Origin of the sequence: Actinomadura rifamycini DSM 43936 (genome assembly GCF_000425065.1) — a bacterium.
GTDB lineage: Bacteria > Actinomycetota > Actinomycetes > Streptosporangiales > Streptosporangiaceae > Spirillospora > Spirillospora rifamycini.
In genome coordinates this window covers 62430-81900 of the sequence record NZ_AULB01000013.1, presented here as the reverse complement: position 1 = coordinate 81900, position 19471 = coordinate 62430, and the positions used below count along the sequence as shown (strand labels likewise).

Sequence of the window (19471 nt, the reverse complement as noted above, 5' to 3'; positions counted from 1 at the left end):
GGGCTGGGCGGGTTCATCCTTCAGCGCATCCTTCGACCGAGCAAAACCTACCACGTGGTTAGTTCCGCGTGTATGCTCGCCGACACCCCGGCGGGAGCTCCGACCGCCCGTGCGTGGAACAGCCGTTGTGCTCGGAGAACGGAGTAACGATGCAGAAGATCACGAGGGGGGTCGCGGCGCTCGCGGCCTGCGCCGCGGCGGCGGCCGCGCTGAGCGCGTGCGGCGGCTCCGGCGAAGGGGGCGGCTCGTCCGACTCCCTCACCGTTGCGACCATGACCCTGCCGCAGAGCCTCGACCCCAAGGACGCGGCGGGCAGCGCGATGCCGTTCTTCCAGGCGGCCTACGACACGCTCGTCAAGCGCGAACCGGACGGGGCCTACAGCCCGATGCTCGCCACGAAGTGGGAGTACAACGGCGACCGCACCGAGCTGACGCTCACCCTGCGCGGCGACGTGAAGTTCGACGACGGCACGCCGTTCGACGGGGCCGCCGTCAAGGCGAACATGGAGCGGTTCGCCGCGGGCGGCGGCGGGATGGCCAAGACGCTCGCGGACGTCGAGGAGATCGAGGTCACCGACGCGACGCACGTCGTCCTGCACCTGAAGCAGCCGAACCCGGCGATGCTGTTCTACCTCAGCGACGCCGCCGGGCTCATGGCCAACCCGGCGAAGTTCGACGACGCGGGCGACCCGCTGAAGACGAAGCCGGACGGCACCGGCCCGTACGACCTCGACTCCGGCCGGACCGCCATCGGCACGAAGTGGGTCTACACCGCCGACACCGGCTACTGGGGCACGGAACTGCCCTACAAGCAGCTCACGTTCCAGTACTTCGACAACGAGACCGCGATCGTCAACGGGCTCAAGACCGGGCAGGTGAACGCGGCCGTCCTGCAGACCGCCAACGCGCAGGCCCGCATCGAGAAGGACCCCGGCGTCGAGACGCGGAAGCAGGAGTTCGACTTCCAGGGCATCCTGCTGTTCGACCGCGGCGGGAAGATCACGCCCGCGCTCGCCGAGCCGAAGGTGCGGCAGGCCCTCAACCACGCCATCGACCGCCCGACGATGCTCGCCAAGATCCAGCAGGGCCGCGGCGAGGCGACGAGCCAGGTGTTCGGCACCGAGAGCGTCGCCTACCAGGAGGAACTCGACTCCTACTACTCCTACGACCCGGCGAAGGCCAAGCGGCTCCTCAAGGAGGCCGGGTACGCGGACGGCTTCGACCTGAAGCTGCCGCGCATCTCCGCGATCGTCCCCGACGCGCTCGCCGCCTCCCTGCAGACGTACTTCAAGGCGATCGGCGTCGAACTGACCTGGGACGACATGGACCAGTCGGCCGTCCGGCGCATCTTCACCGACCGCGAGTACTCCGGCATGGTCATGAACATGGGCCAGTCGGCCAACGACTGGGTCGCGATCGGCGAGCTCGTGCTCCCCGGCACGTTCAACTTCTTCGGCACCACCGACGCGACCGTGCGGGAACTGCTGCCGCGGATCGGCGCCGTCCAGCCGGAGCAGGCCGAGGCGCAGCTGCACGAACTGAACCGGCACCTCGTCGAGGAGGCGTGGTTCGTCCCGTTCTACCGGCTGTCGTACCTGCACGTGTCGGACGGCGGCGTGACGATCGAGCCGCAGTCCGGCATGGCCCTGCCGTCGATCTACAACTACGCGCCGGCCGGATGACGGCGCGGGCGCCGGACGGCCCGCTCCCGTCCGGCGCCCCCGGACCAGCCCTCCCCACCACAGAAGCCGAGTCAGATGCTGAGCTTCGTACTGCGCAGGACCGCGGCGGGGGTCGTGCTCCTGTTCGTGATCTCCGCCCTCTCCTACCTGCTGCTGTCGATCCCCGACAACGACGTGGGCCGCCAACTGCTCGGCAATCGCGCCGCGCAGGATCTGGTGGACGCCAAGAACGCCGAGCTGGGCCTCGACCGCCCCGTGCCCGCCCAGTACGCCGACTGGCTCGCGCACGCGCTGCGCGGCGACTTCGGCACGTCCTGGTTCACCGGCGAGGACGTCCTGCGGTCCATCACCACTCGGCTGCCCGTCACCCTCAGCCTGATGGCCGGGGTGACGCTGGTCAGCGCCGTCCTGTCGCTGCTGCTCGGCGTGTGGGCCGGCGTGCGGCGCGGCGCGATCGACCGGTTCGTCCAGATCCTGGGCGTGGTCGGGTACGCGCTGCCCGGCTTCCTGGTCACGCTCGTGATCGTCGTGGTGTTCGCGGTGCGGCTGGACTGGTTCCCCGCCATCGGCTACACCGGGTTCTCCGAGTCGCCGTCCGGCTGGCTGTCGACGATCACGCTGCCGGTCGCGTCGCTGTCGGTCGCGGCCGTCGCGGGCGTGTCCCAGCAGGTGCGCGGCGCCGTCATCGACGTGCTCCGGCAGGACTACGTGCGGACGCTGCGCGCCCGCGGCCTCCCGCCCGGCCGGATCCTGTTCCGGCACGTGCTGCGCAACGCGGCGGCCCCGCCGCTGACGGTCCTCGGCCTGCAGTTCGTCGGGATGCTCGGCGGCGCGGTGCTGGTCGAGCAGATCTTCGGCCTGCCGGGCATCGGCAGCATGACCGTCACCTACACCACCCGCGGCGACATCCCGATGATCATGGCGATCGTGATGGTCACCGTGGTCGGCGTCATCGCGATCAACCTGCTGGTGGACGTCCTGATCGGCTGGCTCAACCCGAAGGCGAGGGTCTCGTGAGCGGAACCGTCGAGAAGGCCCCGGCCGCGGCCGCCCGGCGGCCGGGCGGCGCGCCGCGGCGGCTGCTGCGCAACCCGCTCGGCCTGGTCCCGGCCGCGCTGCTCGCGGCGATCGTCGTCGCGGTGCTGCTCGCGCCCGTCCTCAGCCCGCAGGACCCGAACACCGCCGACCTCGCCGACTCGTTCGGCGGCGCCGCCCCCGGCCACCCCCTCGGGTTCGACTCCGCCGGGCGCGACCTGCTGTCGCGGCTGCTGCACGGCGGCCGCTTCACGCTCGGCGGCGCGGTCATCGCGCTGGCCGTCGCGCTCGCGCTCGGCGTCCCGGCCGGCCTGCTCGCCGGGTACCGGGGCGGACGGTTCGACGCCGCCGCGAGCTGGACCGTCGACCTCGTCATGGCGCTGCCCGCGATGGTCGTGCTGCTCGCGTCCCGCGCGATCCTCGGCAGCACGGTGTGGGTGCTGATGGTCGTCCTCGGCGTGCTGGTGGCGCCGAGCTTCTTCCGGCTGGTGCGCGGCATCGTCGCGGGCGTCCGCGGCGAGCTGTACGTGGACGCGGCGAAGGTGTCGGGCCTCACCGACCCGCGGATCGTCGCCCGCCACGTGCTCATCGTCGTCCGCGCCCCGATCATCATCCAGGTCGCGCTCGTCGCCGGGCTCGCGATCGGGCTGCAGGCCGGGCTGGAGTTCCTCGGCATCGGCATCGGCAGCGGCGACACCCCGACCTGGGGCGCGATGCTGAACGAGGCGTTCCAGAACATGGAGCAGGCCCCCACCATGATCGTGTGGCCGGGCCTCGCGCTCGGGCTGACCAGCGCGTCGCTCGTGCTGCTCGCGAGCGCGCTGCGCGACGCGCTGGAGGACCGCGGCGACCGCCCCGCCACCGCCCGTCCGCGCCGCCGCGCCCCGGCCGCGACCCCGGCGGCCCCGGCTCCGGCTCCGGCGGGTGCGGACGGCGACGCCGAACGGGCCGGCCTGCTCTCCGTCCGGGGGCTCGCCGTCTCGTACGGGACGAAGGAGGTCGTGCACGGCATCGACCTGGACGTCCGCGCGGGCGAGATCGTCGGGCTCGTCGGCGAGTCGGGGTCGGGCAAGTCGCAGACGACGTTCTCGATCCTCGGCATCCTGCCCGAGGGCGGGCGGGTCAGCGGCGGCAGCGTCACCGTCGCGGGACGCGAGACCGTCGGGCTGCCCGAGCGGGAGCACCGGGCGCTGCGCGGCGGCGTCGTCGCGTACGTCCCGCAGGAGCCGATGAGCAACCTCGACCCGTCGTTCACGGTCGGCGCCCAGCTCGTCGAGCCGATGCGGTACAAGCTGGGCGTCTCCAAGGCGGAGGCGAAGCGGCGCGCCCTCGACCTGCTGCGGCAGGTCGAGATCCCCGACCCCGAGCGGACGTTCGGGTCGTACCCGCACGAGATCTCCGGCGGGATGGCGCAGCGCGTCCTCATCGCGGGCGCGATGTCGTGCGACCCGGACCTGCTCATCGCGGACGAGCCGACCACCGCCCTCGACGTCATGGTGCAGGCGGAGATCCTCGGGCTGCTCCGCCGCCTGCAAGCCGAGCGGGGCCTCGGCGTCCTGCTCGTCACCCACAACCTCGGCGTCGTCGCCGACCTGTGCGACCGCGTCGCCGTGATGCACGACGGGCGCATCGTCGAGTCGGGGCCCGTCGAGCGGGTCCTGGGCGAGCCCGCCGAACCGTACACGCGCCGCCTGCTCGGGGCCGTCCTGGACGGCGTCCCCGCCCGCGCACCGTGGCGCCCCGCCCAGAAGGAGACGGCGTGAAGGACGACGCACTGCTCACCGTCGAGGACCTGCGGGTCTCGTTCCCGGGCAAGGGCTTCCGGGCGCCGCGCACCGAGGTGCTGAAGGGCGTCTCGCTGGAGGTGCGGCCCGGCGAGACGCTCGGCCTGGTCGGCGGCTCCGGGTCCGGGAAGACGACGATCGGACGCGCGGTCCTCGGGCTCGCGCCCGTCCGGTCGGGCACGATCACGTTCGCCGGCGAGCGCATCGAGCGGGCCCCGGCCCGGCAGCGGCGGCGGCTCGCCCGCGACCTCCAGGTCGTCTTCCAGGACCCGTACACCTCGCTGAACCCGTCCCGCGCCGTCGGCGACACCCTCGCCGAGCCGCTGCTCGCGCAGGGCACGGGGCGCCGCGACGCCCGCCGCCGCGTCGGCGAACTGCTCGACCGGGTGCACCTGCCGGCCGACGCCGCCGCCCGGCTGCCCCGCGAGTTCTCCGGCGGCCAGCGGCAGCGCGTCGCGATCGCCCGCGCCCTCGCGATCGGCCCGAAGCTGATCGTGTGCGACGAGCCCGTCTCGGCGCTCGACCTCACCACGCAGCGCACCGTCCTCGACCTCCTCCTCGAGATCCAGGAGCGGACGGACGTCGCCTACCTGTTCGTCTCGCACGACCTCGCGGTCGTCCGGTCCATGAGCCACCGCGTCGCCGTCCTGCACCGGGGCGAGATCGTCGAGACGGGCGACGCGGCGCGGGTCACCGGCGACCCGCGGCACCCGTACACGCGGAGCCTGCTGCTGGCGGCGCCGGTCGCGGACGTCGCCGAGCAGCGCGCCCGCCGCGAGCGCTTCGAACGCGAACGCGCCGCGCCGTGACGCCCGTCCCCGGGCGGGACCGGTGCCCCGGCGCGGCCGTCCGCTACCCGGGGAAGGCGGTCGTGGAGCGGTAGTGGTCGTGCCAGCCGAGGGCCTCCCACCACGCGGGATGCGGCGCGAGGCGGCCCCGGTACCCGTCCCACCCGGTGCGGGCGGGCGTCCACGCCTTCTCGGCGATGCCGGGGAGCCGCGGCAGGACGAGGAACGCGAGGTCGTCGAAGCTCTCGACGGTCTCGCACCAGACCGCCGCCTCGACGCCCGCGACGGCCGCGCCGTCCGGGATCTCGGGGAGCGTGCCCGGCGTCCAGTCGAACAGCTCGCGGCAGGTGCGCGGCGGGTACGACTCGTGCCCGACCCGCGTGCGCCGCGCGGTCTGCGCCGCGTCCCGCGAGTCCTCGGCGTACCGGCGGTCGAGGTACATCACGCTGCTGGCCGACGCGAGCACCGGCGTCCCGGCGGCGACGGCGGCGGGCACGTCGCGCGCCGACTCGGCGAACGCCGCCGCCATCGCGTCGACGAGCGCGTGGTACTCGGCGGGGATCCGCTCGCGGGCCGCGTCGGGGTCGAACTCGTCGCCCGCGCCCACCCACTCCTGGACGACGTCCGCCGGGGTCAGCGCGCCCGACCGCGCCGCCTCCTGCCACGCGACGACCCGCTTGCCGGTGGCGCGGCCGATCTCGAGGGCCCGCGCGACGAACTCGCGGTACAGCTCGTCCGGCATGCCGAACGCCTCGTCGCCGCCGAGGTGCAGGAACGGCCCCGGCGTGAGGGCGGCGACCTCGCCGAGGACGTCCTCGACGAACCGGAACGTCGCGTCGCCGCGCGGATGCAGGTAGGCGAGCAGCTTGTGCATCGGCTCGTCCGGTCCCTGCAGTTCGGGGTACGCGCGGACGGCCGCGAGCACGTGGCCCGGCATGTCGAGCTCGGGCACGACGGTGACGAACCGGGCCTCCGCGTACGCGACGATCTCGCGGTAGTCGTCCTGCGTGTAGTAGGGCCGGACGCCCTCGTCGGCGTTCGTCTGCCGCCCCGGCCAGGTCTCCGGGTCCGTGAGGCGCGGCCACGCGCCGATCTCGAGCCGCCACGCCTGGCTGTCGCTGAGGTGCAGGTGCAGGACGTTGAACTTGTAGAGGGCGAGGAGGTCGATGACCTTCTTCACCTGGTCGACGGTGAAGAACCGCCGCACCACGTCGAGGGACAGGCCCCGCCACGCGTACGCGGGGCCGTCCGCGATCCGCACCGGGGGGACGGCGAACCCGCCGCCGTCCCGCCGGAGGAGCTGCGCGAACGTCACCGCGCCCCGGAACAGTCCCTCGGCGTCCCCGGCGGTGACGGTGCATCCGCCGCCGCCGTCCGCGACCAGCCCGTACGCTTCCCGTCCGCCGCCCGGGCGGGCGGGGCGGAGGGCGGCGGTGCGGGGGTCCGTGCCCTGCGGCGGGGCGATGGGGCCGGGGCCGGCGGGGGCGCCGAGGGCGAGGCGGAGGTCGCCGTCGGTGCCGGCGGTGACGGCGGCGTCGGCGCCGTGGAGGCGCGCGAGGAGTTCGGCGACCGTCTCGCCGAGGGGGCGCAGGGACTCGGACGGGACGGCGATGCGGAGCCGCGGCCCGAAGCGTCCGGGCGGGCCGTCGAGGGGCGTCAGATGTTGCGGGAGCGGGATGGGTGCCGGCACGTGCCCCTCCAGGGTCTCGTCATGGCCTGCACCAATTTCTACCACATGGTAAGTAAACAAACCGAAGGTCATCCGCGGTTCAAAATTCCGTCATATCCCTTGCGACCTGGTGTTTTGTCGGTTTCTCTGGGCGTTTGGGCTTTGGAGGAGGTGCGATGCATCGAAGAGTCGCGCTCGTCACCGGGGCGGCCGGCGGGATCGGAAGCGCCGTGGTGGACGAGCTGGCGAACCGCGGCTGGACGACCGCGGGGCTGGACCTGCGCCCGGCACCGGGCGCGGACCTGCCGATCGTGGCGGACGTGTCCGACCCCGCGCAGGTGAGCGCGGCGGTCGGCCGGATCGAGCGGACGCTCGGGCCCGTCGAGGCCGCGCTGTGCGCGGCCGGGCACCACGCGATCGTCCCGGTGCCGGACGTGCACTGGGACGACTGGCGGCGGATGCTGCGGGTGCACCTCGGCGGCGTCGTGAACGTGTGCCGGACGGTCGCGCCCGACATGGCGAACCGGGGGCGCGGGTCCGTGGTGGCGGTGTCGGCGGCGTCGGCGGTCGGCGGGGCGGACGCGCAGGCGCATTACGCGGCGGCGAAGGGCGCGGTCCTCGGGCTCGTCCGGTCGCTGGCCGCCGAGGTCGCGCCGTTCGGCGTCCGGGTGAACGCGGTCGCGCCGGGCCCCACGGACACGCCGCTGGTCCCGGACAACTCGGCGCTGCGGCGGCCCGCGCACCTGCAGTCGGTGCCCGCGGCGCGGCTGACGTCGCCGCGGGAGGTCGCGCTCGCGGCGGCGTACCTGCTCGAGGACGCGACGGCGTGCACCGGCGAGGTCCTGTCGCCGAACGCCGGGGCGGTGATCTGATGGCGCTCGCACTCGTGACCGGGGCGGGCGGCGGGTACGGCACCGCGATCGCGCGGCGGCTCGCCGCGGACGGCCACCGGGTCGCGGTGAACGACCTCCCGGACGTCGACCTGCGCGGGCTCGCCGCGGAGATCGGCGGTTTCGCCGCGCCGGGCGACGTCACGCACCCGGACGGCGTGCACGCGATCCTCGACCGGCTGGAGCGCGCGGCGGGCGAGCACGTCGGCGTGCTGGTCGCGGCGGCCGCCCGCCGGACGACCGCGCCGCTGCCCAAGCACGACCTGGACGACTGGTGGCACGTCGTCGACACCGCGCTCGGCGGGGCGTTCGCCTGCGCGCAGGCCGTCCTGCCGGGGATGGCGGAGCGGGGCGGCGGGCGGATCGTGCTGCTGGCGTCGGAGGCGGGCATGGCCGGCCGGGCGGACGCCACGGCGTGCTCGGCGGCGCACGCGGGCGTGATCGCGCTGGCGAAGTCGCTGGGCCGGGAGCTGGCGCCGTTCGGCGTCGCGGTGAACGCGGTCGCGCCCGCGGACGAGCCGACGCCGCTCGGGCCCGCCCCGACCGCCGCGGAGGTCGCCGCGTCCGTCGCGTTCCTCGCCGACCCCCGGGTGCCGACCATGGTCGGCCAGACGCTGAACCTGACGGGCGGCCGCACCCGCGCCCGCGCCTGACCCGCTCCGGGCGCCCGCGGGGCGGCCACCGCCCGTCCCTCCCGGTTCCGACGGCGGCGATGAAATGATCGCTCGGCATCGATAATTCCATTAATGTCGGCAATTCACCTGGACCGCGCGAATTCCGCTTCCTAAGCTCGGTACGTCCACGACCGCGCACCGGGAGCGACCATGATTCCCGACATCCTGTCGCCCGAATTCGCCGCCGATCCCTACACCGGGTACCGCGCACTGCGGGAGGAAGCGCCGCTCTTCTGGCACGAACCCACGCAGAGCTACCTGATCTCGCGGTACGCCGACGTCGAGCGCGCCTTCCGCGACCCGGCGTTCACCACCGCGAACTACGACTGGCAGCTCGAACCGGTGCACGGACGGACGATCCTCCAGCTCAGCGGGCGCGAGCACGCCGTCCGCCGGGGACTGGTGGCGCCCGCGTTCCGCGGCACCGAACTGCGCGACCGATTCCTGCCGATCATCGAACGGAACGCCCGCGAACTGATCAACGAATTCCGGACGGCCGGAACGGTCGAACTGGTCGGACAGTTCAGCACGCATTTCCCGATCAACGTCATCGTCGACATGCTCGGCCTCGACCGCGCCGACCACGCGCTGTTCCAGCGCTGGTACACCTCGATCATCGCGTTCCTCGGCAACCTCGCCCAGGACCCGGACGTCGCCGAGGCCGGGCTGCGGACGCGCGCCGAACTCGCCGACCACCTGCTGCCGATCATCGCGCGGCGCCGCGCCGAACCCGGCGACGACCTGCTGTCGAAGCTGTGCCTCGCGGAGGTCGACGGGACGCGGATGAGCGACGAGGACGTCAAGGCGTTCGTCAGCCTGCTGCTCGCGGCGGGCGGCGAGACGACCGACAAGGCGATCTCCGCGCTGTTCGCCAACCTCCTCACGCACCCCGCCCAGCTCACCGCCGTCCGGAACGACCGGAGCCTGCTCCCCCGCGCGCTCGCCGAGACGCTCCGGTACACCCCGCCCGTCCACATGATCATGCGGCAGCCCGCGGCGGACGTGCGGGTGAGCGGCGGGACGATCCCGGCGGGCAGCACCGTCACGTGCCTGATCGGGGCCGCGAACCGCGACCCCGACCGCTACGCCCGTCCCGACCGGTTCGACATCTTCCGGGACGACCTGTCCACCACCAGCGCGTTCTCCGCGGCCGCCGACCACCTGGCGTTCGCGCTCGGCCGGCACTTCTGCGTCGGCGCGCTGCTCGCCAAGACGGAGGTCGAGGTCGGCGCGAACCTGCTCCTCGACGCGCTGCCCGAACTGCGGCCCGCCGCCGGGTTCGCGCCCGTCGAGCGGGGCCTGTTCACCCGCGGCCCGGCGGCGGTGCGGATGGCCTTCACCCCGGCGGCGTGACCCCCGCCGGGTCGAAGACGACCGGCAGCTCCCGGAGCCCCCGCATCCAGAACGAGGGCCGCCACCGCAGCTCGTCCGGCGGGACGGCCAGCGCGACGCCCGGCAGCCGGTCGAGCAGCACCTCGATCGCGGTCCGGGCGATCATCAGCGCGAGCCGCGGGCACGGGTACGGGCAGCCGTGCTCGCCGTGCCCGAACGACAGGTAGGCGCGGGTGGCCGGTTCCCGCCGGCCGCCCGCGGGCCGCGCCCGCGGGTCCCGGTTCGCGGCGGCCAGCCCCAGCACCAGCAGGTCGCCCGCGCCGATCCGCTGCCCGCCCAGGTCGCAGCCCTGCACGGCCCAGCGGCCGATGAAGTTCTGCGTCGGCGTGTCGTCCCACAGCACCCGCTGGAGCGCCTGGTCGACGCTGAGCCGCCCGCCCTGCACGGACGAGCTGAGCCGGTCGTCCTCCAGGATCAGCCGCAGCGCGTTCGCGATCCAGTTCCCCGTGGGCTGCTGCGCGGCCGCCAGCACCACCAGCAGGTCGATGGTGATCTCGTCCGGGGTGAGCCCGGCCGCGTGCGACAGCAGCACGGACGGGACGTCCTGCGCGCGGCGGCGCTCGCGGCGGCCGACGAGCCCCCGCATCCGCGCGTGGATGCGCTCGTGCGCGCGGGCGGCCCGCTCGTCCGCGTCGAGCGACTCGGCGACGTCCCGCACCAGGTCGGGGATCTCGTCGCCGGGCAGCCCGAACAGCCGGGCGATGACGTGCAGCGGGGCGCGGTGCGAGTACTGCTCCACGAGGTCGGCCGCGCCGTCCCCGGCGAACGCGTCGACGAGCCCGTCGCACTCGCGCGCGCACAGCCCGGCGAGGACGGGCGGGTCGACGGCGCCGAGCGCGTCGCCGACCGCCCCCGCCCGCCGCCGGTGCGCGTCGCCCTCGGCGAACATCAGCGACGGGGTCCAGCCGACGTACGGCATCAGCGGCCAGTCGTCCGGGACGAGGTGCCACGCGTTCCAGCGGCGGCAGTCGCGGGCGAACCGGCCGTCGTTCGCGGTGACCTGGTGCAGCTCCCGGTAGCCGATGACGAACCAGGCGGGGACGCCGCCGTCCAGCAGCACCGGGACGACGGGCCCGTGCTCGCGGTGCAGCCACCGGTAGAACTCCGCCGGGTCGGCGGCGTCGGCGCCCGTCACCCGCACGACCGCCTTGCGGGCGAGCAGGTCGGCGGCCTCGGGCGGGCCCGGCGCGGGCGCGGCGGCCCCGGACGTTTCGATCATCGCGTGCCCTCCCGGACGTCGGGGTCCTCGCGGAGACGGGTCAGGTACCGGACGAGCGCGATCAGCACGCCCTTGGACGACTCGCGGGCGCGCGCGTCGCACTCGACGAGCGGGACGCGCTCGTCCAGGCGGAGCGCGTCGCGGACGCGGTCCAGCGGCGGCCGCGCCCCGGGGAACCGGTTGACCGCCACGACGAACGGCATGGCCTGCGCCTCCAGCCGGTCGATGCAGTGGAACGAGTCGGCGAGGCGGCGCGTGTCGACGAGCGCGACCGCACCGAGGCTGCCGGTGAACAGCCGCTCCCACAGGAACCGGAACCGCTCCTGGCCGGGCATGCCGAACAGGTACAGCACGCGGCTCTCGTCCAGCGAGATGCGGCCGAAGTCGAACGCGACCGTGGTGGCGCGCTTGGCGTGGACGCCGGTGAGGTCGTCGACGCCCTCCCCGGCCTCCGTCATGACCTCTTCGGTGCTCAGCGGCCGGATCTCGCTGACCGACCCGACCAGCGTGGTCTTGCCGGCGCCGAAACCGCCCACGATCACGATCTTCAGGGCGTCCCGGGCGGTGCGCCGCAGCGGCGCCTCGACGGGCGGGACGCCCCCGGCGGGGGGATCAAAGGTGTTCGAGTCCAACGAGGACCTGCTTCAGTGTCTCGAGGTCGGCCGCGCGCGAGGGGGCGACGGCCGTGGACGGGTGCCGGACGGTGACCCGCCCGGTGTCGCGCATGTCGCGCAGCAGGACCCGCGCGACGTGCACGGGCATCTCGAGGCGGGCGGCGAGCTCCACCAGCGCGACCGGGCGGCCGCGGCACATCCGCAGGACCGCGACCTCCTCGGCCGACAGGCCGCCGCCCGGGTCGTCCTCCGCGACGATCAGCGCGACGACGTCGAGGACGTCCGGTTCGGCGGCGCGGCCGGGCGGGCGGGGCGGCGGGCCGCCGGGGCCGGGCGGCGGCCGCCGGCCGGGCGGGTCGCCGCCGGTCCGGCCGCGGCCGCGGGCGACCGCGAAGAGCCGGTCGGGATCGCCGGCGTCCGGTGGCGCGCTCATGCCCGCGCGCCGTGCTCGGGCCGGCGCGGCGCGGCGTACAGCTCGCCGCGGATCTGCCGGGCCAGCTCCTCCATCCGCCGCCCGGCGAGCCCCACGTCGGTGTTCGGCTCGGTCACCACGGCCAGATGGGCGCCCTGCCCGGCCGGGATGATCAGCAGCACGCCGCCGTGGAACTCGACCATCGACCGGCCCGCCGCGACGCCGCCGCCGTCGCCGAACTCGGCGGACGCGCTCAGCGACAGGCTCTGCACCCCCGACGCGAGCGCGGCGAGCTGGTCGGCCCGGTCGTCGTCGAGCTCGTGCGTGTGGCTGATCCGCAGGCCGTCCCTGGACAGGACGAGGACGTGCCGGACCCCGCGGACCTTGTCCTTCAGTGCGTCCAGGAGCCAGACGAGGCCGCGCGTCTCGGGTGTCATCGTTCCCCTCCATCGGGCTCATCGGACATCTCGCTGCGAGCGGCCGCGCCGTCGTCGGGCCCGCCGTCGTGGAGTGGGGTGCTGCCGCCGGACGGGCCCATGAAGGCGGCGAACGCCTCCCCCTCGTCCTCCTTCTCGGGCTCCGGCGCCCGCAGGCCCATCAGCGCCCACTCCTCCGGCGTGATCGTGGCGCCGCGGCGGCGCTTCGGCAGTTCGGTGCCGCCCCAGACGACGACCTCGTGCGCCTCGTCCGCGTGCGCCTCGTCCGCGTGCGCCTCGCTCCCCCCGGCGGACCGCTCGGCGGACGCCTGGGCGGACGGCTCGGCGGGCACGGGGGCCGGTGCGGGAGCCGGTGCGGGGGCGGTCGCGACGGCGCCGCCGCGCGCGAGCTCCCGCTCCCGCGCCAGCTCGCACTCCCGCACCTGCGCCTTCTCCAGCTCCCGCGCCTGCCGCTTCTCGCGCTCCCGCGCGTCCTGCTTCTCGCGCTCGCGCGCGTGCTCCTTTTCGCGCTCCCGCACGTCCTGCTTCTCGCGCTCGCGCGCTAGGACCGTCCGTCCGTCCGGGATCGGCGGCATGCCCGCCAGCCCGGCGGTGCGCCGGTCGCTCGGCACCTCGTCCTCGGTGCCCGGCGCGCCCTCGTCCGACCACGGCCAGCGCTCCACCGGCCGGGTGACGATCTCGGCGGGGACGAGCAGCACCGCGGCGACGCCGCCGCGCGACGACGGCCGGAAGCTCACCTTCAGGTTGTGCTTCTTCGCGAGCATCCCGACGACCGCGAGGCCGACGGCCTCGCCCGTCCAGGCGGTCCGGTCGTCCGGGCGGGCGACCAGGTACTCGGCGTGCGCCAGCTCCCGGTGCCGCATCCCCATGCCCGCGTCCTCGACCGTGATGACGACGCCGGTGATCTCCTTCTCGACGTAGACGTGCACGGGTGTGTCGTCCAGCGAGAACATCAGCGCGTTGTCGATGAGCTCGGCGAGCGCCTGGATGACGCCTTCGGCGTGCGGGCCGTGGACGGCGCGGTCGTGGTCGGTGATGTAGCGGACGCGGCGGAAGTCGTCGCAGCGCCCCATCGCGGCGCGGACGATCCGCTCCATCGGGATCGGCTTGTGCCAGCGCCGCCCGGACCGGCCGTCGCACATCGTCGCGATGCTGTCGGCGAGGCGCCCCATCTGGGAGACCTGGTGGTCCAGGTCCATGATCTCCCAGAACACGTCGGTCTCGTCGTAGCGGAACTCCATCTCGTACAGCTGCTTGAGGACGCGCCGGACGGCGGCCTGGAGGCGCGCGGCGGTGAGCGCGCAGTTCGCGGTGACGCCCCACTGCCAGCGCCGCTGGTGGGCGATCGCGAGGCCGACCTCGTGCGCGAGGCGGGCGAACGCGCCGGTGGCGGGCCGGTCGAGTTCGGCGAGGATCTCGTGGACGAAGTCGACCCGTTCGGGCATCCGGGCGCGCAGCTCCGGGAGGACCGTGCCGGTCAGCCAGGCGGCGTCGGCCTCGAGCGCGGCGGTCTCGGCCCGCGCGCGGTCGGCGTCGGCGCGGGCCTCCGCGACGCCCTCGACGACGACGCGCAGCAGCCGGGCCAGGACGGGGTCGGGGGTCTCGGGCAGGTCGGCGAGGACGGACTCGGGCGCGACGCCGTCGCGGACCCCGGCGATGAGCAGCGGCAGCGGCCCGCCGACCAGCTCGCGGAGGCGCCGCTCCAGCCGCTCGTCCTCGCCCTCGGCGACGGCCAGGTGGCCGTCGAGGCGGCGGGCGAGGCCGGCGAAGTGGGCGGCGGCCGCGACGGCGACGCACAGCGCCAGGGCGAGCGCGCCGCCGCCCGCGGCGACCAGCGCGCGGTCGTCGGGCGCGACGGCCAGGACGGCCGCGAGCCAGCCCGCGCCGGCGATGAGGACCGCGGCGAGCCAGACCTGGAGCGCGCGGTCGAGCGCGGCGCGTTCAATGCGGGAACGGTCTGCGTGAAATGCCATCCATCATGTCCTTTTTCGAGGCGGCTGATGGGACCGGACCGGAAGAGGACCCGCCGTGTGCGGCCCTCGGTGGGAGGTGGCCACCATGATGCAGGAGAATGCTTTGCATGAAGGGTCGGTCGGGAAAATTCCACGAAGAACCCGGCAGCAGAATTGCATTTGACGGCATTTGCCCGACATATACGACAAGACGCCTTACTCGCCTCGACGAGCGTGTCGAGAGCGTGTGACCGGGCCCACATCCGGGCGATGTCACGGCAGCGCCGCCCGTCCCGTCGTTCGGGCGACGTCCGGAGAACCCGGACGACCGCACGGCGGAGGTCCAGATGAACAACGAGATCACCGTGGTCGGGGGCGGGCTGGCCGGGCTCGTCGCCGCCGTCGCGTGCGCGGAGGGCGGCGCGTCCGTCACCCTGCACGAGGCGCACCGCACCTTGGGCGGCCGGGGCCGCGCGACGGCCGCGCCCTACGTCGCGCACGAGGGCGCGCACGTCTTCTACGCCGACGGACCGCACTGGACGTGGCTCACCGACCGCGGGCTCGCCGGCCCCCTCGGCAGGTACAGCCCGCGCATGATGACCCACACCTTCTTCCGCGCGGACGGGCGGCTGCGGCGCGTCCCGCCCGCCGGGTTCCTGCGGATGGCCGCGCGGACGCCCTTCCTGCGGGCGCCCGCGGACCGCGACTTCCGCTCGTGGGCGTCCGAGCGGTTCGGCGAGCGCACCGCCGAGCAGGCCGCGAGCGCGATCTCCGTCGTCACCTACGACGGCGACACCGGACGGCTGTCGGCCGCGTTCGTCTGGGAGCTGATCGGCCGCGTGTTCGCGCCGAAGCGGCCGGCCGTCCGCTGGCCGGTCGGCGGCTGGCAGGCGGTCCTGGACCGGCTCGCCGCGCACGCCCGCGAGCTGGGCGTCCGCATCGAGCTCGGCTCCCGCGTCACGGACCCGCCGGGCACCCCCACGATCGTCGCGACCGAGCTGGCGGCCGCCCGCGCCCTGCTCGGCGACCCGTCGCTGACCTGGGAGAGCGGCCACTACGCGATGCTCGACCTCGCCGTCCGCGACGACCGCCGCGACGCGTTCATCGTGTTCGACCTGGACGAGGGCGGCTTTCACGAGTCGTACTCCATGCAGGACCCGAGTACGGCCCCGGCGGGCGAGTCGCTGTTCCAACTCGGGGTGCCGGTCCGCGCGGGCGAGCGCCGCGCCGACGCGCTGCGCCGCCTCGACGCCCTCGCCGACGCCGCCGTCCCCGGCCGCCGGGAGCGGACGACCTGGTCGCGCACCGCGACGGCCCGGGGCCGCACGGGCGCGCTCGACCTGCCGGGCCGCACCTGGCGGGACCGTCCCGCGATCGACCGCGGCGACGGCGTCTTCCTCGCGGGCGACATGGTCGCGGCGCCCGGCATGCGCGGCGAGATCTCGATGAACAGCGCCCTGCGCGCCGCCGAAGGCGCCCTTCGCGCCGCCCTTCCGTCCCGGCGCATCGGAAACTGATCTAAATGCTCCGTATATCGATAATTTATTTCGCCCTGTTATGATCGAGAAATCGGCCGTTAGGCTCCTTCCCGACGAAGGAGGAATGGTCGATGAACGAAGCACGGCCGAGCCGGACGGCGCTCTCCGCCGCGGCGGCGCGCACGGCGCACGCGATCGTGGACGCACCGCCGCTCATCTTCGCGGACCCGCTCGTCCGGCGGCTGCTCGGCGGCCTCGCCGACGAGGCCGTCGGGTACCACCGGACGCACGGCGAGCACCTCGTCCTCGCCGGGACCCGCACCGTCACCGCCGTCCGCGCCCGGTACGCCGAGGAGCGGGCGGCCGGGTTCCCGCAGTACGTCGTGCTGGGCGCCGGGCTCGACACCTACGGGCTGCGGGCCGCTCCCGGCGTGCGCGTGTTCGAGGTCGACGCTCCGGCGACCCAGGAATGGAAGAAGGGCCTCGTCCGGGACGGCGGCATTCCCGTCCCGGACGGACTGGTCTTCGTCCCCGCCGATTTCGAGGCCGCCGCCGGGACGGACACCGGGACGGACGGCGTGTTCGCGCGGCTGCGCGACGCCGGGTTCGACGCCGCGCGCCCCGCGCTGGTGAGCTGGCTCGGGGTGAGCTACTTCCTGACGCGGGAGGCGATCGCGGCCGTCCTCGCCGGGGTCGGCGCGCTCGCCGCCGGATCCGAGCTGGTCATGGACTACGCGCTGCCGCCCGGACTGCGGGACGCCGGGGGCCGCGCGTACGCGGAGATCGCGGAGCGGGTCGTCGGGGACGCCGGCGAGCCGTACCGGACGACGCTCGCGCCCGCCGAGGTCGACGGGCTGCTGCGCGGGCACGGGCTGGACGTCGTCGCGAACGTCCGCCTCGCGGACGCCGTCCCCCCGGAGACGTGGGACCGCGCCGACGCGCTGCACCCGTTCGATTTCTTCCGCCTGGCCAGAGCCACCGTGACCGGTTGAGAGCGTCCCTCCACGGGACGTCACGCCGGGGGGGACGGCCGCGCACGCCGGGCGCACGGGGGCGGACGACGGGTGATTTCGCCGATGTGGGGACGGCGGGCGGGTGCGGACAATGATCGTCATCCGGGAGCCGTTCGGGCTCCTCCCCCCCCGGAACAGGAGCGAATCGACGTGAAGGCAACCAGACGTGCGGTGCAGATGCTGGCGGGCGCCGCACTCGCCGCCGGCCTCTGCGCCGTTCCCCAGACCGCGCTCGCTCAGGAGAACCCCTACGAGCGCGGGCCCGACCCCACGGAGCAGAGCATCGAGGCGCTGCGCGGCTCCTACGACGTCGGCGAGGACAGCGTGTCCAGCCTGGCCGTCCGCGGCTTCGGCGGCGGCACGATCTACTACCCCGAGGACACCGACGAGACGTTCGGCGCGGTCGCCATCGCGCCCGGCTTCACCGCCGGCCAGAGCAGCATGGCCTGGTACGGGCCGCGGCTCGCCTCGCGCGGCTTCGTCGTCATGACGATCGACACCAACACCCGCCTCGACCAGCCCGACAGCCGCGGCGACCAGCTCCTCGCCGCCCTCGACTACCTGGTCGAGGACAGCGACGTCGCCGACCTGATCGACCCGGACCGGCTCGCCGTGATGGGCCACTCGATGGGCGGCGGCGGCACGCTGGAGGCGTCGGTGGACCGGCCGTCGCTGAAGGCCGCCATCCCGCTGACCGGCTGGAACCTGCGCAAGAACTGGTCCGACAGCCGGGTGCCGACCCTCGTCGTCGGCGCCGAGAACGACACGATCGCCTCGGTGTCCTCGCACTCCGAGCCGTTCTACGAGAGCCTCCCGCCGGAGAAGGCGTACGTCGAGCTCGACGGCGCCTCGCACTTCGCGCCGAACACCTCGAACACCCCGATCGCGAAGTACAGCATCGCGTGGCTCAAGCGCTACGTCGACAACGACACCCGGTACACGCAGTTCCTCTGCCCCGGCCCCGACACGGGCCTGTTCTCGGACATCTCCGAGTACCGCAGCACCTGCCCCATGTGACCCGACCGCTCCCCGACCTACCTCAGGGGCCGCCCGCCTCCCCGCGCGGGCGGCCCCGCCCTGTGCGTCCCGGGCGGGGCGGTGAGGCCGGGCGGGCCCGACGGGCCCGACGGGCCCGCGCCCGGGGCGGCGTCCGTCCCGGCGCCGTGCAGGCGGACGGCGCTGAGCGCGAGCACGAGCTCCACCAGGTCGGCGGGGCGGGCGAGCCGCCGCCGCGTGAGCTGCTCGATCTTGCGGAGCCGGTTGAGGACGGTGTTGCGGTGGCAGAACAGCCGCTCGGCGGCGCGGGCCGCGGAACCGCCGCAGTCGAGCCAGGTGTCGAGGGTGCCGAGCAGCACCTCCCGGTACGCGGGGTCCACGTTCTCGAGGCCGCCGAGCGCGACCTCCCCGAGCCGCCCCGCGAGGCGCGGCTGGGACAGCACCAGCGCGTCCGGGAGCCGCCGGTCCAGCCGCGCGATCTGCGGTCCGGGCCCGTGGCAGGTGCGCAGCGCCAGCTCGGCGAGCCAGCGGGCGGTGCCGAGGTCGGCGAGGCTCTCCGCGACGGGGCTGACCCCGGCGTGCCCGCGCGTGCAGGGCGCCAGCGCGCCGACCAGGTCGTCGAGGCCGGCGGCGCCGAGCGCGACCAGCGCCACCTGCGCGTCCGCGCGCATCCGCCACAGGAACCGCATGCCGCCGGTCTCGCGGGGCCGCGGGTCCACGTCGCCGGTGAACCCGCCGTCCGCGCGCACCATCGCGACGGCGTAGCGGCCGTTCACCGGCAGGCCGAGGACGGTCGTGGCGGTGCCGAGCAGCCCGCCGTCGGCGCCCTGCCCGTCGAGCAGCGCGTCCACGATGGCGTGAACGCGCTCCTCGCTGCGGCGGGCCAGCGCGAACTCGGTGCGGTGGTAGGCGTCGGCGGCGGCGTCCGACTGCTGGTCGATGGTGTCCCAGGTGCGGGTGGCCTGCCGGACGAGCGCCGGGATGTGCTCGGGGTCGTGGCGGCCCACGGCCTCCACGACCGCCTCCCAGAACACGCGCCCGGCGAGCCGGTAGCCGCGCAGCACGTGCTCCAGCGGCTCGCCCTGCCGGGCGCGGCGCTCGCCGAGCCGGCGCGCCCAGTCGAGGTCGGCGCGGCCGCCGCCGGGCTCCAGGATGGCCTCGAAGCCGTGCCCCAGCCCGGTGTGGCACACCTCCCACATGTCGCCGATGACGGCTTCGGGGCGGTCGCGGCCGTCCTCGCCGGAGAGGATCTCGGCGGCGAGCCGGTCGGCGAGCTCGGGCAGCCGGTCCTCCATACGGAGCACGGCCTTGCGCAGGATGGCTCCGTCGGCGTCCGCCGTCATGGGAGTCACCTCCAGGACCGAACGGGGGGGCATCATGGTCCCATCCGTAACGCACGCGAAACCACAATGGTGCGCGCGGACTGTGCCATTGCA

At 74.6% G+C, this 19471-nt stretch carries 17 protein-coding genes; 10 read left to right on the top strand and 7 right to left on the bottom strand.

Annotation, left to right across the window (positions count from 1 at the left end; all coding sequences use genetic code 11):
- The first annotated feature begins 149 nt into the window (after positions 1-149).
- The 4 genes from H505_RS0113290 to H505_RS0113275 all read left to right on the top strand — a co-directional run bounded on the left by H505_RS0113290 (position 150) and on the right by H505_RS0113275 (position 5310).
- Positions 150-1682 (top strand): ABC transporter substrate-binding protein, encoded by a 1533-nt coding sequence (locus tag H505_RS0113290; protein WP_026402382.1) that lies wholly within the window; start codon positions 150-152, stop codon positions 1680-1682.
- A gap of 75 nt (positions 1683-1757) precedes the next feature.
- Positions 1758-2699, top strand: coding sequence for an ABC transporter permease (locus H505_RS0113285; RefSeq protein WP_026402381.1), 942 nt, complete (start codon positions 1758-1760; stop codon positions 2697-2699).
- The gene (locus tag H505_RS0113280) at positions 2696-4480 is read left to right on the top strand and encodes a dipeptide/oligopeptide/nickel ABC transporter permease/ATP-binding protein (RefSeq protein ID WP_051300631.1); all 1785 of its coding nucleotides are present in this window, start codon (positions 2696-2698) and stop codon (positions 4478-4480) included. The genes H505_RS0113285 and H505_RS0113280 overlap by 4 nt, the downstream gene beginning before the upstream one ends.
- Complete coding sequence (locus tag H505_RS0113275; RefSeq protein ID WP_245592503.1) at positions 4477-5310, top strand: ABC transporter ATP-binding protein; 834 nt, start codon at positions 4477-4479, stop codon at positions 5308-5310. Before H505_RS0113280 ends, H505_RS0113275 begins: the two co-directional genes overlap by 4 nt.
- Positions 5311-5353: 43 nt before the next feature.
- Here H505_RS0113275 and H505_RS41655 read toward each other — a convergent pair whose 3' ends face one another.
- A complete protein-coding gene (locus H505_RS41655; protein WP_051300630.1) occupies positions 5354-6979 on the bottom strand; it encodes a family 20 glycosylhydrolase in 1626 nt (541 codons plus the stop codon).
- 155 nt (positions 6980-7134) lie between these two features.
- Between H505_RS41655 and H505_RS0113265 the strand changes: the two genes are divergently transcribed.
- The 3 genes from H505_RS0113265 to H505_RS0113255 all read left to right on the top strand — a co-directional run bounded on the left by H505_RS0113265 (position 7135) and on the right by H505_RS0113255 (position 9875).
- The gene (locus H505_RS0113265) at positions 7135-7830 is read left to right on the top strand and encodes an SDR family NAD(P)-dependent oxidoreductase (RefSeq protein WP_026402378.1); all 696 of its coding nucleotides are present in this window, start codon (positions 7135-7137) and stop codon (positions 7828-7830) included.
- Positions 7830-8501, top strand: a complete 672-nt coding sequence (locus tag H505_RS0113260; protein WP_026402377.1) for an SDR family NAD(P)-dependent oxidoreductase — start codon at positions 7830-7832, stop codon at positions 8499-8501. The genes H505_RS0113265 and H505_RS0113260 overlap by 1 nt, the downstream gene beginning before the upstream one ends.
- Before the next feature lie 171 nt (positions 8502-8672).
- Complete coding sequence (locus tag H505_RS0113255) at positions 8673-9875, top strand: cytochrome P450 (protein WP_034517817.1); 1203 nt, start codon at positions 8673-8675, stop codon at positions 9873-9875.
- Here H505_RS0113255 and H505_RS0113250 read toward each other — a convergent pair.
- From H505_RS0113250 to H505_RS47625, 5 genes are read right to left on the bottom strand one after another with little or no spacing between them, the layout of a single operon-like run.
- Positions 9859-11133, bottom strand: coding sequence for a cytochrome P450 (locus H505_RS0113250; protein WP_026402375.1), 1275 nt, complete (start codon positions 11131-11133; stop codon positions 9859-9861). The genes H505_RS0113255 and H505_RS0113250 overlap by 17 nt on opposite strands.
- Complete coding sequence (locus tag H505_RS0113245) at positions 11130-11765, bottom strand: GTP-binding protein (protein ID WP_026402374.1); 636 nt, start codon at positions 11763-11765, stop codon at positions 11130-11132. Before H505_RS0113245 ends, H505_RS0113250 begins: the two co-directional genes overlap by 4 nt.
- On the bottom strand, positions 11746-12180 hold the full coding sequence (locus H505_RS0113240) for a DUF742 domain-containing protein (protein ID WP_026402373.1): 435 nt from the start codon (positions 12178-12180) through the stop codon (positions 11746-11748). The genes H505_RS0113245 and H505_RS0113240 overlap by 20 nt, the downstream gene beginning before the upstream one ends.
- On the bottom strand, positions 12177-12596 hold the full coding sequence (locus H505_RS0113235) for a roadblock/LC7 domain-containing protein (RefSeq protein ID WP_026402372.1): 420 nt from the start codon (positions 12594-12596) through the stop codon (positions 12177-12179). Before H505_RS0113235 ends, H505_RS0113240 begins: the two co-directional genes overlap by 4 nt.
- Entirely contained in the window at positions 12593-14569 is a 1977-nt protein-coding gene (locus H505_RS47625) for an ATP-binding protein (RefSeq protein ID WP_051300629.1), read from the bottom strand. Before H505_RS47625 ends, H505_RS0113235 begins: the two co-directional genes overlap by 4 nt.
- A 326-nt stretch (positions 14570-14895) precedes the next feature.
- Between H505_RS47625 and H505_RS0113225 the strand changes: the two genes are divergently transcribed.
- The 3 genes from H505_RS0113225 to H505_RS0113215 all read left to right on the top strand — a co-directional run bounded on the left by H505_RS0113225 (position 14896) and on the right by H505_RS0113215 (position 18056).
- On the top strand, positions 14896-16065 hold the full coding sequence (locus H505_RS0113225) for an FAD-dependent oxidoreductase (RefSeq protein ID WP_026402371.1): 1170 nt from the start codon (positions 14896-14898) through the stop codon (positions 16063-16065).
- Positions 16066-16157: 92 nt separating this feature from the next.
- The gene (locus tag H505_RS0113220) at positions 16158-17018 is read left to right on the top strand and encodes a class I SAM-dependent methyltransferase (protein WP_026402370.1); all 861 of its coding nucleotides are present in this window, start codon (positions 16158-16160) and stop codon (positions 17016-17018) included.
- A 198-nt stretch (positions 17019-17216) separates the two neighbouring features.
- The gene (locus H505_RS0113215; RefSeq protein WP_034517884.1) at positions 17217-18056 is read left to right on the top strand and encodes a dienelactone hydrolase family protein; all 840 of its coding nucleotides are present in this window, start codon (positions 17217-17219) and stop codon (positions 18054-18056) included.
- A gap of 17 nt (positions 18057-18073) precedes the next feature.
- Here the strand turns inward: H505_RS0113215 and H505_RS41645 are convergent, their stop codons facing one another.
- A complete protein-coding gene (locus H505_RS41645) occupies positions 18074-19378 on the bottom strand; it encodes a PucR family transcriptional regulator (protein WP_064743618.1) in 1305 nt (434 codons plus the stop codon).
- Positions 19379-19471: the final 93 nt, after the last annotated feature.